Source organism: Janthinobacterium sp. LS2A (assembly GCF_036543145.1).
Taxonomy (GTDB): domain Bacteria; phylum Pseudomonadota; class Gammaproteobacteria; order Burkholderiales; family Burkholderiaceae_D; genus Janthinobacterium; species Janthinobacterium aestuarii.
The window spans coordinates 766,258-782,770 of record NZ_JAZHPB010000001.1 but is presented as its reverse complement, the minus strand read 5'-3'; the positions used below and the strand labels follow the sequence as shown (position 1 = coordinate 782,770).

The window sequence follows — 16,513 nt, the reverse complement described above, 5'->3', positions numbered from 1 at the left end:
TGTGATGATATTAACGCTGATACTGGTTCACGGCGCGGTTATGGTCGGGCAAGTTGGCCGAGAACTGGCTGGTGCCGTCGCCGCGGGCGACGAAATACAGCGCCTGCGTGCGGGCCGGCGCCAGCGCCGCCGTCAGCGATTGCGCACCGGCCAGGGCGATCGGCGTGGGCGGCAAGCCGCCGCGCGTGTAGGTATTGTACGGGGTGTCAGCTTCCAGGTCGCGTTTGCGGATCTTGCCCTGGTAATTGTCGCCCATGCCATAGATCACGGTCGGGTCCGTCTGCAGCAGCATGCCCGTCTTCAGGCGGTTGACGAACACGCCGGCGATCATGGCGCGCTCGGACTTTTGTCCCGTTTCCTTTTCCACGATGGAAGCCATGATCAGCGCTTCGTACGGGTTTTTATATGGCAAGGCCGGATCGCGCTTGTCCCACGCTTCGGACAGGCGGCCGATCATGGCCGTGTGCGCCTGCCTGAAAATCTGCATTTCGCTGGCGCCCTTGGCGAACAGATACGTGTCCGGGAAGAACAGACCTTCCGGCAGCACATATTCAGGGCTGATCTTCGCCATCAGTTCCTTGTCGGACAGGCCCACGGTATCGTGCTTGAGTCCCGGGTGATTCGCCATCGCCAGGCGCATCTGCTTGAACGTCCAGCCTTCGATGATGGTCAGCGACTCTTGCGCGAACTCGCCGCGTGCCAGCTGCGTGATCAGACGCTGCGGCGTGGTGCCCGGTTTCAATTCGTAGGAACCGGCCTTGATCTTCGAGGTCTTGCCTTCGATGCGCGCCAGCATGTTGAACAGGATGGGCACGATGGGCACGCCCGCGTCCGCGATCTGCTGGCCGGCCGCATGCGCGCCGCTGCCCGGGCTGATCGTAAACGGGATCGCTTCGCCGTCCGTGGTGATGGGCTGCTGCGCCCAATACACAAAAGTACCGCCGACGCCGATGGCGGCGATGACTGAACTGACTACAAGTTTTTTAAAGAAAGCCATTGTTCCGATTCTTGTGATGCGCCCGCTGGCAGGCACCGCGCGCTTGTTATGATCGTTCATTTGTGAAGCAAGTGCGCGCAAAGCGGCGCCAACACTGGCAATCTTGCCGCTGCCGACGCAATTTGCGCGACATCACTATAATGAACCCGTAATGATAATGCTTAATCGCTGATCTAATGGAAATTATGAATAACTGGAATCAATTTTTAACCGCTCAAGGCGCCCGCCCCGTTGCCGCCGATGGCGCGCCTGACGGCACCGCAAACTCCCCTGTCGCCGATTTCGGCCAGTCCCTGACAGTGGCCCAGCTGCAAGAAGGTTTTGTCGCAGCCATCACGGACCAGGGCTTGATCGGCTTGAACGGCGACGATGCAGCCAGTTTCCTGCACGGCCAGCTGACCAACGACGTGGAACACCTGAACCAGGAGCAAGTGCGCCTGGCCGGCTACTGCACGCCGAAAGGCCGCCTGCTGGCCAGTTTCCTGATGTGGCGCAACGCCACCACCATTTATCTGCAATTGCCGCGCGCCATACAGCCGGCCATCCAGAAGCGGCTGCAGATGTTCGTGCTGCGCGCCAAGGCCAAGCTGCACGATGCGTCCGCCGATGATGCCAATCAAGTCGTCCTGGGCCTGGGCGGCCAAAGGGCCAGCGCGGCCCTGTCCGCCTGGTTCCCGGCGCTGCCCGCCACGCCGTTCAGCAAGGTCGAGCATGCACTGGGCACCCTGCTGCGCGTGGCCGATGCGTTCGGCAGCGCCCGCTATGAATGGCTGACGTCGGCCGCCACGGCGCAGGACGTGTGGCAGCAGCTGGCCGAAACTCTCGCCAAGGGCGGCAATGACGCCTGGCAATTGTCCGATATCCATGCGGGCATCCCGCAGATCACGGCCGCCACGCAAGAGCAGTTCGTGCCGCAGATGGTCAACTTCGAGCTGCTGGGCGGCGTCAATTTCAAGAAAGGCTGCTACCCGGGCCAGGAAATCGTCGCGCGCAGCCAGTACCTGGGCAAGCTCAAGCGCCGTACCACCCTCGTCAGCATCGCCGATCCCTCGGTAGTGGCCGGCGGCGAACTGTTCGCCGTCAGCGACCCCGAGCAACCGTGCGGCATGGTCGTCAACGCGGCGCCGAACGGCGTGGGCGGCATCGACGCCCTCGTTGAAATGAAGCTGGGGGCGATCGAAGAAGGTTCAAGCGCCGCCGGCGCCGTGCGCTACGGCTCGGCCCAGGGCGTTGCCGTGCAATTCCTGCCCATGCCTTACGTGCTCGACGCACTCGACTTGTGAGAATGCCATGAAAGATCTGTACGTTTACTATCAGGTAAAAGAAGAGCACGCCCAGGCGCTGGAAGCCCGGGTCCGCGCCATGCAGGCGAAACTGGCGGCCGCGTCCGGCGTGGCGCCGCAGCTGAAGCGCCGTCCGGAAGCCAAGGATGGCTTGCAGACGTGGATGGAGATCTACCCTGTCGTCGGTGAAGGTTTTACGGAGCTGCTGGCCGGCGCATCCGACGAAGCGGGCTTGCTGTCCCTGACGGCTGGCGCGCGCCATACGGAAGTGTTCATGGATTTACCTCCATGTGCCTGATCGTTTTTGCCTGGAAAGTCAATCCGCACATCCCGCTGATTGCCGCCGCCAACCGCGACGAATTCTATGAACGCGCCAGCGCCCCCGCCGGCGCCTGGCCCGAACACCCGCAAGTGTATGCGGGCCGCGACCTGCAGGCGGGCGGCAGCTGGATGGGCATCACCCAGGCCGGCGGCGGCAGCTCGCGCTTTGCCGCCATCACGAATATCCGCAGCCCGCAAGACCGCAACCCGGACGCCCCCTCGCGCGGCGCCCTCGTGGCCGACTATTTGGCCGGCAACATGTCGCCGCAAGACTACATCGCGCAAATCCGCCCCGGCAGCGGTGCCTACAACGGTTTCAATCTGGTGCTCGGTGACGCCGATACCCTGATCTGGTTTTCCAACCGGGGCGATGGCGATGCGCGCAATGGCCAGCCTTTGGAACCGGGCATCTACGGCCTGTCGAACGCCCTGCTCGACGCGCCGTGGCCGAAGGTCCTGAAGACCAAGGCCCAGTTCGCCAGCCTGCTGTGCCAGGGCGCGCCCGACGAAGCGTATTTCGACATGCTTGCCGACACCACGCGCGCGCCCGACTTCCGCTTGCCGGACACGGGCGTTCCGCTCGACCTCGAGCGCGTGCTGTCCGCCGTCTGCATCGAAACGCCTGGCTACGGCACGCGCACGTCCACCGTCGTGAAACTGTTCCCGGACTCTCCCGGCGAACTGCATGAGCTGGTGATTCAGTAGGTCGGGTTAGCGCGCAAGCGCGTAACCCGACAACACCACCACACTCAACCGGCATCACCGCCGTCCCCAACGTCGGATTACGCGCCCCTGCGGCGCGCTAATCCGACCTACGCCCGCTTCCCGACTCGCATCAAAAAACCTCTATCCATCCGCACGCACAAAAAAGAAAGCGCTTGCGCAAGCGCTTTCTTTTGTTTACGATAGATTCAAACGCGGCGACACAGCCGTACTCAATCGCAGCACACAATAATAATAAAACCATCAGGAGACACCATGGCCACCATGGAAGATGTAGCGCGGGCGGCGGACGTATCGCTGTCGACCGTCTCGCACGTACTGAACGGCACCCGCAAGGTCAGCCCGAAAACCGTCGCCGCCGTCAACGCGGCCATGCAGCAGATCGGCTATGTGCCGAACATGCTGGCGCGCGCCCTCGCCGGTTCCTCTTCTGGCACCATCGGCGTGGCCATTTCCGCCTTCACCAATCATTACTTCAGCGAAACCGTACGCGCCATCGAGGCGGCCTGCACGCGCCACGGCTTGATGATGCTGTTTTCCGATACGCATGACGATCCCGAGCAGGAACTCAAAGTGGTGCAGAACTTGCACCAGCGCCGGGTCGACGGCATCGTGCTGGCGCCGTCGGGCGACACGCACCACCGCACGCTCGACTATTTGACCAGCAACAAGATCGCTTCCGTGCTGGTCGACCGCATGTCGGCGCAGCCGTTCGACCAGGTGGGCGTGGAAAATATCGAGGCGACGGCCGAACTGGTCGGCCACCTGATCACCGTCCACGGCCACCGCCGCATCGGCTTCATCGCGGGCGCGCCGGGCTTGTCCACGACGGACGAGCGTATCGACGGCTACCGCCTGGCCTTGCAGCGCGCCAATATCGTTTTCGATCCAGCGCTGCTGCGCTCGGGCGACTCCAACCTCGAGCGCAGCGGCGCGGCCACGCGCGAATTGCTGGCCCTGCCCGCCGGACAGCGTCCCACAGCCATCGTTGCCGGCAATAACCTGATGACCATCGGCACCATGCACGCCTTGCGCGACGCGCACATTGCGGTACCGCAAGACGTGTCCCTGGCAGGCTTCGATGATTTCGACTGGGCCGATTATTTCAGCCCCCGCCTGACGGTGATGGCGCAGCCGCTCGAAGAGCTGGGCGCCATGGCCGTCGACCTCTTGATTGACCGCATCGCCAATCCGGGCCGCGCCCGGCACGTGCAGCGCTTGTCGCCGACCCTGCGCGTGCGCAATTCCTGCGGCTGCCCCTGACCTTTTACAGTAGATCAACATGCATCCAGCGATTTCCCTCGGTATCGATCTCGGTACCTCCGAACTGAAAACTGTGCTGATGGACAGCATGGGCACGGTATGCGGCCAGGCTTCCGTGCGCATCGATACCAACCGCCCGCAGCCGGGCTGGTCCGAACAAGCGCCGCAAGACTGGTGGGCCGCCTGCGTCAACGCGCTGGGCCAGCTGCGCGCCGGCTGGCCGCAGGAATACGCGCGCATCGCCTGCATCGGCCTGTCGGGCCAGATGCATGGCGCCGTGCTGCTCGATGCCAACGATGCTGTGATCCGCCCGGCCATCCTGTGGAACGATGCGCGTGCCGAAGCCGAAGCGGCTGCCCTGGCGCGCGACTATCCCGCCTATGCGGACGTGACGGGCAGCCTGCCCATGGCAGGCCTGACGGCGCCGAAACTGCTGTGGCTGCAAACGCACGAGCCTGACGCTTTCAATGCCATCGCCTGCCTGCTGTCGCCCAAGGATTATCTGCGCCTGCAATTGACGGGTAACAAGGTCACCGACATGTCCGACGCGGCCGGCACCCTGTGGCTGGACGAGGCCAAGCGTGCCTGGTTCGCCCCCATGCTGGCCGCCTGCGGCCTGGCGCCGGAACAGATGCCGGCCTTGGCCGAAGGCGATGCCGCCACGGGTACCGTGCTGGCCGCCGTCGCAGACAAGCTCGGTTTGCCATCGGACGTGGTGGTGGCAGCCGGCGGCGGCGACAACCCCGTCTCGGCCGTAGGCATTGGCGCCGTCAATGGCGGCGACAGTTTCATTTCGCTGGGCACCAGCGCCGCCATCGTTTCCGTCACCGAAGCGCCTTTGGGCAACCCGGCCGGCGGCGTGCACAGCTTTTGCCACGCCCTGCCCGGCCGCTGGTATGCGATGGGCGCGATCCTGTCGGGCGCCAGCTGCCTGCGCTGGGCGACCGGCGTGCTGGGCCAGCCCGACGAGGCAGCCCTGCTGGCCCTCGTGGAAAGCGCCCTGCCGCTGGACAGCGCCATCGCGCCGTCCGCGCCCCTGTTCCTGCCGTATCTGTCGGGCGAGCGCACGCCGCACAACGACCCGCAAGTGCGCGGCGCTTTCTTGCAACTGGGCCATGACAGCACGCCGGCGCAGCTTGGCTATGCCGTGCTCGAAGGCGTGGCCTTTGCCTTGCGCGACGCCATGGCGGCCGTCACGTCGACGGGCGCCGTCGTTCCCCACTGCATGCTGGTGGGCGGCGGCGCACGCAGCCAGTACTGGGCGCAGTTGCTGGCAAATGTGCTGGGCCGCGAGATGCGCACCCTGCACAACAGCGAACTGTCGGCCAGCCTGGGCGCGGCCAAGCTGGGCTTTGCCGCCATTGGCCAGCGCCAGTTGCTGGCCACCAGCTTGCCCATCAAAAACACTTTCCTGCCCGATGCCGCGCATAGCGCAGCCTTGAGCATCCGTTACGGCCGCTACCGTAGCCTGTTTCCCGCCGTGCAAGCCTTGCACCAACTCAGTGATAAGGAATAGTAATGAATCAGCTGCAACAACTAAAACAGTACAGCACCGTCGTCGCCGACACGGGCGACTTCCTGCAACTGGCGCGCTTCGCGCCGCAGGACGCGACCACCAACCCGTCGCTGATTTTAAAAGCCGTGCTGCAGCCCGATTACGCGCCTTTGCTGGAAAGCACGGTCGCTGCCCACAAACATGCATCGCTCGACGATATCGTCGACCAGGTGCTGGTGCGCTTCGGCCTGGAAATCCTGAAAGTGGTGCCGGGCCGCGTATCGACGGAAGTCGATGCCCGTTTGAGCTTTGACCGCGACGCCACCGTGGCCCGCGGGCGCCGCCTGATCGCCCTGTATGAAGCGGCTGGCATCAGCCGCGAGCGCGTGCTGATCAAGGTCGCCGCCACCTGGGAAGGCATCCAGGCGGCGCGCGAGCTGGAAAAAGACGGCATCTTTTGCAATCTGACCCTGCTGTTCGCGTTTTGCCAGGCCATCGCCTGCGCCGACGCGAAAGTGCGCCTGATTTCGCCATTCGTGGGCCGCATCTACGACTGGCACAAGAAATCGATGGGCGCGGCATGGGACGAAGCGGCGCGCAGCCTGTCCAACGATCCGGGTGTACAGTCGGTCACGCGCATCTTCAATTACTACAAACAACATGGCATCGCCACGCAAGTGATGGGCGCCAGCTTCCGCAACGTGGGGCAGATCACGGCCCTGTCCGGCTGCGACTTGCTGACCATCAGCCCCGACCTGCTGGCGAAACTCGAAGCATCCGACGTGCCATTCGAGCGCGCCCTGGGTGCCGACCTGGGCGCGGCACAGCCTGCCGTCACGTATGACGAGGCGGCTTTCCGCTACGCCTTGAACGACGACGCGATGGCGACCGAAAAGCTGGCTGAAGGCATCCGCGGCTTTGCCGTCGACGCGGGCAAGCTGGACGCCATGATCGAGAAATTACGCAATCAATAAGTTTGCACGCAGTTTTTTACCCGTAGCACCGTTTGCTTTTGACAATAAAAACCCTTGGAGATCCTCATGAAAAAAGTCATTACCGCCTCCCTGTTGCTGTCCGCCGCCTGTGGCGCTTTCGCCGCTGACAAACCGCTGAAATCCATCGGCGTGAGCGTGGGCGACCTGGCCAACCCGTTTTTTGTCGCCATCGGCCGCGGCGCGGAAGAAAGCGCGAAAAAGCTGGGCGGCCCTGGCGTGAAAGTCACCACGGTGTCCAGCAAGTATGACCTGAACACCCAGGTGGACCAGATTGAAAACTTTATTGCCAACAAGACCGACATCATCATCCTGAACGCCGTCGATTCCAAGGGCATCGCCCCGGCCATCAAGAAAGCGCGCAATGCGGGCGTGGTCGTGATCGCCGTCGACGTGGGTGCCGTGGGCGCGTCGGCCACCGTGATGTCCGACAACACCATGGCTGGCGACGTGTCGTGCGCCTACCTGGCCAAGCAGATCGGCGGCAAGGGCAATGTCGTGATCCTCAACGGCCCGCCGGTCACGTCCGTGATCGACCGCGTCAACGGCTGCAAAAAAACCCTGGCCGCGTTCAAGGATATCAAGATCCTGTCCGACAACCAGAACGCGGGCGGCAGCCGCGACGGCGGCATGACCGTGATGTCGAACCTGCTGACGGCCTATCCGAAGATCGACGGCGTGTTCGCCATCAACGATCCTACCGGCATCGGCGCCGAACTGGCGATCAAGCAAGCGAAGCGCACGGACGTCAAACTGATCACGGCCGTCGATGGCGCGCCCGATGGCCAGAACGCCCTGAAAAACAAGGCTGGCCTGTTTGCCGCCACTTCGGCGCAAAACCCGTACCGCATGGCCACCGACGCCGTGCAAATGGGCTACGACATCATGAACGGCCGCACGCCGAAACAAACGATGGTGCTGTTGCCGACCCCGGCCATCACCAAGGAAAACGTCGCCACCTACACGGGCTGGGTAAAGAACTGATCTGCCTGACCTGAACCACGTGTTGCCCGCCCGGCCCCGGGCCAAGGGCGGGCAACAGTTTCAAAAGCAAGGAAGGACAGTCATGAGCGACAATATTATTTTTGAAATGCGCGGCATCGAGAAGCGCTTTGGCGCCACGCGCGCGCTGCGCGGCGTGCACCTGACGGTGCGCAGCGGCGAAATCCATGCCGTGATGGGCGAAAATGGCGCCGGTAAGAGCACCTTGATGAAGATTTTATCGGGCGTGTACACGCCGGACGCGGGCGAGATCATTCTCGACGGCAAGCCGATCCGCATCCGCAACCCGGGCGAGGCACGCGCGCTGGGCATCAACCTGATCTACCAGGAACTGAGCGTGGCCAAGAACATGACGGTGGCGCAGAACGTCTTCATGGGCAGCGAGCCGAAGGGACCGTTCTTTACCGTCAAGGCCGGCGAAATGCGCGCGCGCACGAACGCCATCCTGGCCGACCTCGGTTCCCGTTTCGATGCCGACACCATGGTCTCGACGCTGTCGATCGCCGAGCAGCAGCAGGTGGAAATCGCCCGCGCCCTCGTACACGAAAGCCGCATCCTGATCATGGACGAGCCTACTGCCGCCCTGTCCGACCGGGAAACAGAACAATTATTCCGCATCATCGAAGAGCAGCGCGACAAGGGCCTGGCCGTGCTGTACATCAGCCACCGCATGGCCGAGGTGGAGCGCCTGGCGCGCCGCATCACGGTGCTGCGCGACGGCGCCTATGTGGGCGAGCTGGGCAAGGATGAACTCGATCAAAAGAAAGTCGTGCAAATGATGGTGGGCCGCCCCGCCGACGACTTTTATTCGCACCAGCGGCGCACCACGCGCGGCGCCGAACGCTTGCGCGTGGAAAACGTGGGCGGCGGCAAGGTCAAGCCTGCCTCGTTCACCCTGCATGCGGGCGAAGTGACGGGTCTTGCCGGCCTCGTCGGCGCGGGCCGCACGGAACTGGCGCGCCTGATCTTTGGCGCGGACAAGAAACAAACGGGGCAAGTATGGCTCGATGGCCAGGAAGTGCACATCCACCGGCCGCTGGCAGCCATCCGCCACGGCATCGGCTACCTGCCCGAGGACCGCAAGAGCCTGGGCCTGTTCATGCAATTGTCGGCCATGGAAAACATGTCGATGAATATCCTGTCCAAGCATGCGACGGCGGGCGTCGTCAACCGTGGCGCCCTGACCCAGCTGACGCGCGAGGCGATTGCCAACCTCAACGTGAAAGTGTCGGGACCGGACGGCATCGTCGGCGGCCTGTCCGGCGGCAACCAGCAAAAAGTCTTGCTGGCGCGCTGGCTGGCCATCGCCCCGAAAGTGCTGATCCTCGACGAACCGACGCGCGGCGTGGACGTGGGCGCGAAGAGCGAAATCTACAAGATCATCCACCAGCTGGCGGACGCGGGCACGGCCGTGCTGTGCATTTCCAGCGAACTGGCCGAGCTGGTCGGCATCTGCGACCGCGTGATGGTGATGTGCGAAGGACGCATGACGGGCGAAGTCACGGGCGACGATATCACGCAGGAAAACATCCTTGCTTATGCCACCCATCTGGAAGCGGCATAAGAACGCACAACAAAACCTACTGCGCGTCGCGGGTCGCGGTTTCCGATGCTCACTGTGCATTCGCACAGTTCCGCTTCTCAACCACAACTCGCTTCCGCTCGCTACGGTTTTGTTAGGCGTTCCAAGAATAGTATTAGCATAATCATTCAGGAGATAAACCATGACAACGAGTACCACCAGCGGCGCCGCGCGCGCCGGCGAACCCTTCAATGCCTCGAACCTGATGCGCCGCCTGGGCATGCTGCCCGTGCTGGTGGTGCTGTACCTGGCCATGTATGGCCTGACCGTGTATTTCTCTGCCGACGGCACGTCGACGTTCATGACCAGCAATAACACCATGAACATCTTCCGCCAGGTGTCGATCAACATCGTGCTGGCATCCGGCATGACTTTCGTCATTCTGACCAGCGGCATCGATCTGTCCGTCGGTTCCGTGCTGGCCGTCTCGGCCGTGGCAGGCATGCTGATGTCGCTGTCGGCCCAGTTCGCCGGCTTTTCGATCCCCACCTTCCTCATCGTCGGCCTGCTGCTGGGCGCGCTGAACGGCGTGCTGGTCGCTCTCGTCGGCCTGAACCCCTTCGTCGTAACTTTGGGCACCATGACAGCCCTGCGCGGCGCCGCCTACCTGCTGGCCGACGGCACCAGCGTGCTGAACACGGAAATCCCTAGCTTCGAATGGATGGGCAACGGCAGCTTCCTGGCCGTGCCCTGGCTGATCTGGCTGGCCGCGGCCGTGGTGCTGCTGACCTGGTTCATCCTGCGCAAAACGACACTGGGCCTGCATATCTACGCCGTCGGCGGCAATATCCAAGCGGCACGTTTGACCGGCATCAAGGTCGGCCTCGTCCTGATGTTTGTCTACACGATCAGCGGCCTGTTCGCCGGCCTGGGCGGCGCCATGTCGGCCAGCCGTCTGTATGCGGCCAACGGCAACTGGGGTACCGGTTATGAACTCGACGCGATTGCGGCCGTCGTGCTCGGCGGCACGAGCCTGATGGGCGGCGTGGGCTCCGTCTGGGGCACCGTCATCGGCGCCCTGATCATCGGAGTGATGAACAATGGCTTGACGATTTTGGGTCTGTCGTCGTTCTGGCAGTATGTGGCCAAAGGTGTCGTGATCGTGCTGGCCGTGATCCTCGACAAATGGCGCCAGTCGCACGCGCAGAACTGATTGTGACGTGGTGCGTCGGGTTACGCGCTTTGCGCTAACCCGACCTACCATTGACGTAACAGGTCGGCATAGGTCGGATTAGGCCGCAGGCCGTAATCCGACAACACCCTAGAACTCCAGCCGCATCTCCACATGCGCAATCCCCGCCTCTTCAAATTGTTCCCCCTGCTGCACGAAACCGTGGCGCGCATAGAATGGCGCGGCCACGGTTTGCGCATTCAAGACCACCGCTGCATCGCCGCGCTCGCGGGCTTTGTCCATCAGCAAGGTCAAAATGGCGCCGCCCACGCCCGTGCCGCGGCCCGGCTGGCGCACGGCCATGCGGCCGATGTGGCCGTCTGGCAATAGCCGGCCCGTGCCGATGGCATTGCCGGCATCGTCATAGGCAACGGCATGCAGGCAGACGGCGTCCATGTCGTCGAGTTCGATCTCGGCCGGCACTTTCTGTTCATCGACGAAGACTTCAAAACGGATGGCGGTAGCGTCAGGGCCCAGGGTGGCCCAGTCGCCGAGGCGGATGGTGTGCTTGGTCATGGTGTACGGTAGAAAAAATCAGGCCGCCATTGTCGCACGGCCTGCCACGCCTTGGCAGGCCGTGCGGCTCAAGCGTTCGATTTCAGGTAACGTCCAGGCGTTTCTCCGAGTACCTTGCGAAACATGACGACAAAATTGCTTGCGTTCTCGTAGCCCAGGCCCTCTGCGACATGCTGGACCGTGGCGCCCCTGGCCATCCATTGCAAGGCGAGCAGGATATGCAGTTGCCTGCGCCAGCGTCCGAAACTCATGCCGGTTTCCCGGGACACCAGGCGTGACAGCGTGCGCGCACTGATGCCTATCCGCTGCGCCCACGATTCGATGTTGCCTGGATCGGACGGACGGGCCATGATCCACTCGACCAGTTTGCGTAACCGCTTGTCTGTCGTCAGGGGAAGATGAACCTGGCCGGGCTGCGCCAGCGCCATTTCGTCGAGAAGCAGTGTCATCAGTCGTGACGCCATGCCGCCCTCTTCATAGCGCATCGGCAATGCCGCTGAACGGATCACCAATTCACGCAGCAGCGGCGTGGTCGACAAGGTGCAGCATTCCCGCGGCAAGGCGTCGTCCACCGCAGGGTCGACATACACGACATAACAATCGACCGTGCCGGCCCCATCCATTCGATGTTGTGTGCCGCCGGGGACCCAAATGGCGCTTCCTGGAGGCACCAGCCAGAAGCCGCCGTCCACCTCGCAGGTGAGCACACCGCGCATCCAGAGCAGGAATTGGCCTTTTCGATGGTGATGAAAATCCCTCTCCTTGCGGCTATCCATCTCGCGGCCAACGGCGCCAAGCGTGACCACCGGCCTTGGCACGCAGTCGGGATCTTCCCAGTCGCTGGACGAATCGTCGCTGAAAACAGGCATCGGGCACCTTTCAAGGGTCAGAATCAGTGGCAAGAATTCAATATAACATGGCCTGTTGGCTCATTGTGACCAACACGTGGCGCGCCTAACATGGGCGCTGACATCACAACCACGAAAGCTGTCATATGGAACAAACGAAGAAAATCCTGATCTGCGGCGGCGGCATCGCCGGCCCTGCGTGTGCCTGGTGGCTGACCAGGTACGGCTACTCCGTGGTGCTCGTCGAAAAGGCCGGCGCGCTCAGGGTCGGCGGGCAGAACGTCGATGTGAAGGACGCCGCGCAGCAGGTCATCAAGCGCATGGGTTTGACGGAACAGGTCGAGGCACGCGACACGCTGGAATGCGGACAGAAGTGGCTCGACGCGGCCGGCAAGGTGGTGGCTGTTTTTCCCAAAGGTAGTATCGGTGGACTGACCTGCGATTTCGAAATCCTGCGCGGCGATTTCGCCCGTATTTTGTTCGATGCGACCCGCGGCACTTGCGAATACCGTTTTGGCACGTCCGTCAGCGGCGTTGAAGAGATTGAAAATGGTGTGCGGGCAACCTTTGCCAATGGCACGGCAGAGGACTTCGCGCTGGTGATCTGCGCCGACGGCGTGAGCTCGCCGACCAGAGACCTGGTGCTGGCCGCTGAAACGCGCATGCGTTACCTCGGCGCCTACATGGCGTTTTTCAACATTCCCCGGCGGCCGGAAGACGACTTCTGGGCCTGCTCCGTCAACGGCATAGGCGGTACGATGATCAACCTCAGGCCAGGTGGCTTGACGGACACTACCGTGCTGATGACCTTTCCAGCCGCTGAGCCTGGTGTGCGGAGTCCGACGGCGCCGTCGCCACGCGAGATGCTGCGCACGGCACTGGCAGGCCGGGGCAAGGTGGCCGATCGTATCATCGCCGAGCTGGATACCGTCCAGGACTTCTACTTCGGACCGATGAGCCAGGTGCAAGCATCGACCTGGTCAAAAGGCCGGCTGGTCTTGCTGGGCGATGCGGCGCATTGTCCGACGCCATTCACGGGCAAGGGCACGGCGCTGGCGCTGGTGGGAGCCTACGTGCTGGCAGGGGAAATCAAGAGGTGCGCGACCCACACCGAGGCTTTCGAGGCATATGAACGCATCCTGCGCCCGTATGCCGAGCGTACGCAGCAGGAGCTCAGCCCTCGTCTCATCCGGCTCATGCACGTGCGGACGCGGCTCGGCATAGCCATCGCGCATCTGTTGCAACGGTGCGTCGGCAGCGCATTGATCCAGTCGCTGTTGCAAGCGAACGCCAAGACCAGGGCGCGCAGGATCGACGAGGATTTCACGCTGCCGATCTATTGAAAGCATTGCTGTGCTACCGGGCGCAGCCGGGCAAGGAACTGGCGGCGCGCTCGGTCATTTCAAAACAGCCCGCTTACAACTTCACCAGCTGCTTGCCGAAGTTGCGCCCTTTTAAGAGGCCGATGAACGCTTCCGGCGCGCTGGCCAGGCCATCGGCCACGGATTCGCGGAATTTCAGCTTGCCCGTCGCCACCAGGGAACCCAGTTCCGCCAGTCCCTGCGGCCAGAATTCCGGCTGCTCGGAAACGATAAAGCCGCGCACGGTGAGGCGGTTGGTGAGGATCAGGCGGGCATTGTCGAGCGGCGTCGGCTCGCCGTTGTAGCCGGCGATCCAGCCGCACACGGCCACGCGGCCAAACGCATTGGTACGCGCCAGCGCCGCATCGAAGATCGCGCCGCCCACGTTTTCAAAGATGGCGTCGATGCCGTCGGGCGTCGCCGCCGCCAAATCGGCCTCCAGATTGCCCGCCTTGTAGTCGACGCAGGCATCGAAACCCAGTTCCTCGACAACATAGCGGCATTTTTCCGCCCCGCCCGCGATGCCGACGACACGGCAACCTTTCAATTTCGCCAGCTGGCCCACGACGCTGCCCACGGCGCCGCTGGCGGCCGACACGACCACCGTTTCGCCCGCCTTCGGCGCCATGATCTGGTTCAAGCCATACCAGGCCGTCATGCCCGGCATGCCGACGGAACCGAGGTAAGCCGAAGCAGGAATGTGTGTCGTGTCGACCTTGCGCAGCATCGTGCCGTCCGATACAGCCACTTCCGTCCAGCCCAGGGTACCCACGACCATGTCGCCCACGGTAAACTTCGGATGCTTCGACTCAAGCACCACGCCCACCGTGCCGCCGATCATCGTTTCATCGAGCGCCTGCGGTGCCGCATAGCTTTTATTGGCACTCATGCGCCCGCGCATGTAAGGGTCGAGCGACAGGTACTGGTTACGCACCAGCAACTGGCCATCCGTGATGGCGGGAATCTCTTGAGTTTCCAGGCGAAAATGTGCCGGCTGGACTTCCTCATTGGAGGCGGGGCGCGAGGCGAGGACGATGCGTTGGTAGGTGGTCATATGGGATCCTGTTTGTGGGGTGAAGTTCAGAATTTAGCCCGTAAAGCAAGAGCTGGGGTCAGACCCGGCGGGTCTGACCCCGGATTTACGCTGTCATTACACTTCATAGTCCATGCATTGCCGCGCTTCACGCACCGCCCCAAAGAACGGCTTGATTTTCACGTGCTCTGGATGGTTCTGGTAGGCGTCGAGCGCTTCGCGGCTGGCGAACTCGCTGTACAGGACGATGTCGTAGGTCGCTTCCAGGCCCGGCTGGGCCACGGCGGCTTCGAATTTCAATATGCCGGGCACCAGGCCGGAACAGGAATCGAGCAGAGCCTTGAGTTTCAAGGCGTTCGTGGCGCGGTCGGCGCCTTCGGCTTGGTCTTTGAGTTTCCAGAAAACGATGTGCTTGATCATGGTGGCAGGCTGCTTGTTTATTAATGAAGCATTACTGTAACCGCTATCGGCGCGCCTTGCAGGAACCGGGCGCGCAATGCAAACGGGCGGCTCTGGAAGCCGCCCGCTGACTGGGTTCACGCAAACATCACAGCACTTCGAACAGCCCGGCCGCGCCCTGCCCGCCGCCGATGCACATGGTCACGACCACGTATTTGACGCCGCGGCGCTTGCCTTCGATCAAGGCGTGGCCCGTCAGGCGGGCACCCGACACGCCGTACGGGTGGCCGACGGCGATCGCGCCGCCGTTGACGTTCAGGCGGTCCATGGGAATGCCCAGGGTATCGGCGCAATACAGCACTTGCACGGCAAACGCTTCGTTGAGTTCCCACAGGCCGATGTCGGCGACAGTCAAGCCCGCCTTTTTCAGCAGTTTCGGAATCGCGTAGACGGGGCCGATGCCCATTTCATCGGGTTCACAGCCAGCCACGGCAAAGCCGCGGAAGATGCCCAGCGGCTGCAAGCCTTTCGCTTCGGCCACTTTCGCATTCATGACGATGGCCATGGACGCGCCATCGGAAAACTGGCTGGCATTGCCGGCGCTGATGACGCCGCCAGGAATGGCCGGGCGGATCTTCGCCACGCCGTCGTAGGTCGTGTCGGCGCGGATGCCTTCGTCGGCGGCAATCGTCACTTCGCGCGACACGAGCATGCCGCTGGCCTTGTCGGCCACGCCCATGATGGTGGTCATCGGCACGATTTCCGCGTCGAACCGGCCGGCGGCCAGGGCACTTGCTGCGCGCTGCTGGCTTTGCGCGCCGTAGGCATCCTGGCGCTCGCGCGAAATCTGGTAACGCTTGGCCACGGTTTCGGCCGTCTGCAGCATGGGCCAGTACAGTTCCGGCTTGTGCTGCTGCAGCCAGACTTCGCGGTACATATGCGTATTCATTTCGTTTTGCACGCAGGAAATCGACTCCACGCCGCCCGCCGCATAGATATCGCCTTCGCCGGCGATGATGCGCTGCGCGGCCAGGGCGATCGCCTGTAGGCCCGACGAGCAGAAACGGTTGACGGTCATGCCGGCCGTCGTCACGGGGCAGCCGCCGCGCAAGGCCACCTGGCGCGCGATATTGCCACCTGTCGCGCCTTCGGGAAAGGCGCAGCCGACCAGCACGTCCTCCACTTCCTCCGCCTCGATGCGCGCGCGCTCGACGGCGGCCGCCAGCACGTGGCCGCCCAGGGTGGCGCCATGCGTCATGTTGAACGCGCCTTTCCAGGACTTGGCCAGGCCCGTGCGGGCGGTCGATACGATGACGGCTTCATTCATGCTGTGTCTCCTTGTGGGGATATTATTGGGTGGGGTATCTGTGGAATGAGAATAGCACATTTAAGTACGGTCGTTCGCAAAGTTCTGCCGGACATCGTTTTGTAAGCTTGGTGTAAGTTTCAAGCAAGCATGACGTAAGGTTCGGAGAACACACTCGCCTCCAGCTGTTGCAAGAATGGTCAAAAAGACTGCGGCACCAG

Annotated in this window: 16 protein-coding genes; 10 read left to right on the top strand and 6 right to left on the bottom strand. The window is 62.9% G+C overall.

Translation table 11 applies throughout. The features are described 5' to 3' along the window. Nucleotides 1–10: 10 nt before the first annotated feature. Nucleotides 11–997 carry an endolytic transglycosylase MltG gene (gene mltG, locus V3C40_RS03630; protein ID WP_034756592.1) on the bottom strand — a complete coding sequence of 329 codons (987 nt, stop codon included), beginning with the start codon at nt 995–997 and terminating at the stop codon, nt 11–13. 176 nt (nt 998–1,173) lie between these two features. Here mltG and ygfZ point away from each other — a divergent pair, with 176 nt between their 5' ends. The 9 genes from ygfZ (at nt 1,174) to V3C40_RS03585 (ending at nt 10,811) form a co-directional block, all read left to right on the top strand. After that, nucleotides 1,174–2,280 (top strand): CAF17-like 4Fe-4S cluster assembly/insertion protein YgfZ, encoded by a 1,107-nt coding sequence (gene ygfZ, locus V3C40_RS03625; protein ID WP_331776541.1) that lies wholly within the window; start codon nt 1,174–1,176, stop codon nt 2,278–2,280. Nucleotides 2,281–2,287: 7 nt separating this feature from the next. Then, the gene (locus V3C40_RS03620) at nt 2,288–2,578 is read left to right on the top strand and encodes a DUF4936 family protein (protein ID WP_070302473.1); all 291 of its coding nucleotides are present in this window, start codon (nt 2,288–2,290) and stop codon (nt 2,576–2,578) included. Then, a complete protein-coding gene (locus V3C40_RS03615) occupies nt 2,569–3,306 on the top strand; it encodes an NRDE family protein (RefSeq protein ID WP_034756140.1) in 738 nt (245 codons plus the stop codon). Before V3C40_RS03620 ends, V3C40_RS03615 begins: the two co-directional genes overlap by 10 nt. Before the next feature lie 273 nt (nt 3,307–3,579). Then, nucleotides 3,580–4,587, top strand: a complete 1,008-nt coding sequence (locus V3C40_RS03610) for a LacI family DNA-binding transcriptional regulator (RefSeq protein WP_072453547.1) — start codon at nt 3,580–3,582, stop codon at nt 4,585–4,587. Nucleotides 4,588–4,618: 31 nt separating this feature from the next. Next, nucleotides 4,619–6,103, top strand: coding sequence for a xylulokinase (xylB, locus tag V3C40_RS03605; RefSeq protein WP_442907227.1), 1,485 nt, complete (start codon nt 4,619–4,621; stop codon nt 6,101–6,103). A gap of 2 nt (nt 6,104–6,105) precedes the next feature. Further along, nucleotides 6,106–7,056, top strand: coding sequence for a transaldolase (gene tal / locus V3C40_RS03600; protein ID WP_331776539.1), 951 nt, complete (start codon nt 6,106–6,108; stop codon nt 7,054–7,056). A gap of 66 nt (nt 7,057–7,122) precedes the next feature. After that, complete coding sequence (locus V3C40_RS03595) at nt 7,123–8,058, top strand: ABC transporter substrate-binding protein (RefSeq protein ID WP_161781521.1); 936 nt, start codon at nt 7,123–7,125, stop codon at nt 8,056–8,058. 82 nt (nt 8,059–8,140) lie between these two features. Next, nucleotides 8,141–9,640, top strand: a complete 1,500-nt coding sequence (locus tag V3C40_RS03590) for a sugar ABC transporter ATP-binding protein (RefSeq protein ID WP_070302480.1) — start codon at nt 8,141–8,143, stop codon at nt 9,638–9,640. A 160-nt stretch (nt 9,641–9,800) separates the two neighbouring features. Then, nucleotides 9,801–10,811, top strand: a complete 1,011-nt coding sequence (locus V3C40_RS03585; RefSeq protein ID WP_034756126.1) for an ABC transporter permease subunit — start codon at nt 9,801–9,803, stop codon at nt 10,809–10,811. Between the two features lie 108 nt (nt 10,812–10,919). Here the strand turns inward: V3C40_RS03585 and V3C40_RS03580 are convergent, their stop codons facing one another. Then, the gene (locus V3C40_RS03580; RefSeq protein ID WP_331776538.1) at nt 10,920–11,345 is read right to left on the bottom strand and encodes a GNAT family N-acetyltransferase; all 426 of its coding nucleotides are present in this window, start codon (nt 11,343–11,345) and stop codon (nt 10,920–10,922) included. Between the two features lie 68 nt (nt 11,346–11,413). Next, nucleotides 11,414–12,214 (bottom strand): AraC family transcriptional regulator, encoded by an 801-nt coding sequence (locus V3C40_RS03575; protein ID WP_331776537.1) that lies wholly within the window; start codon nt 12,212–12,214, stop codon nt 11,414–11,416. A 125-nt stretch (nt 12,215–12,339) separates the two neighbouring features. On the opposite strand from V3C40_RS03575, the gene V3C40_RS03570 reads away from it, so the two are divergent. Then, nucleotides 12,340–13,536: an FAD-dependent monooxygenase gene (locus tag V3C40_RS03570; protein WP_331776536.1), complete on the top strand. Its 1,197-nt coding sequence runs from the start codon at nt 12,340–12,342 to the stop codon at nt 13,534–13,536. A gap of 73 nt (nt 13,537–13,609) precedes the next feature. On the opposite strand, the gene V3C40_RS03565 is transcribed toward V3C40_RS03570, so the two are convergent. The 3 genes from V3C40_RS03565 to V3C40_RS03555 all read right to left on the bottom strand — a co-directional run bounded on the left by V3C40_RS03565 (nt 13,610) and on the right by V3C40_RS03555 (nt 16,313). Then, entirely contained in the window at nt 13,610–14,608 is a 999-nt protein-coding gene (locus V3C40_RS03565) for an NADP-dependent oxidoreductase (protein WP_331776535.1), read from the bottom strand. Nucleotides 14,609–14,704: 96 nt separating this feature from the next. Next, nucleotides 14,705–15,007 carry a Dabb family protein gene (locus V3C40_RS03560; RefSeq protein WP_219328980.1) on the bottom strand — a complete coding sequence of 101 codons (303 nt, stop codon included), beginning with the start codon at nt 15,005–15,007 and terminating at the stop codon, nt 14,705–14,707. Nucleotides 15,008–15,134: 127 nt separating this feature from the next. Next, entirely contained in the window at nt 15,135–16,313 is a 1,179-nt protein-coding gene (locus V3C40_RS03555) for an acetyl-CoA C-acyltransferase (protein ID WP_331776534.1), read from the bottom strand. Nucleotides 16,314–16,513 lie beyond the last annotated feature (200 nt).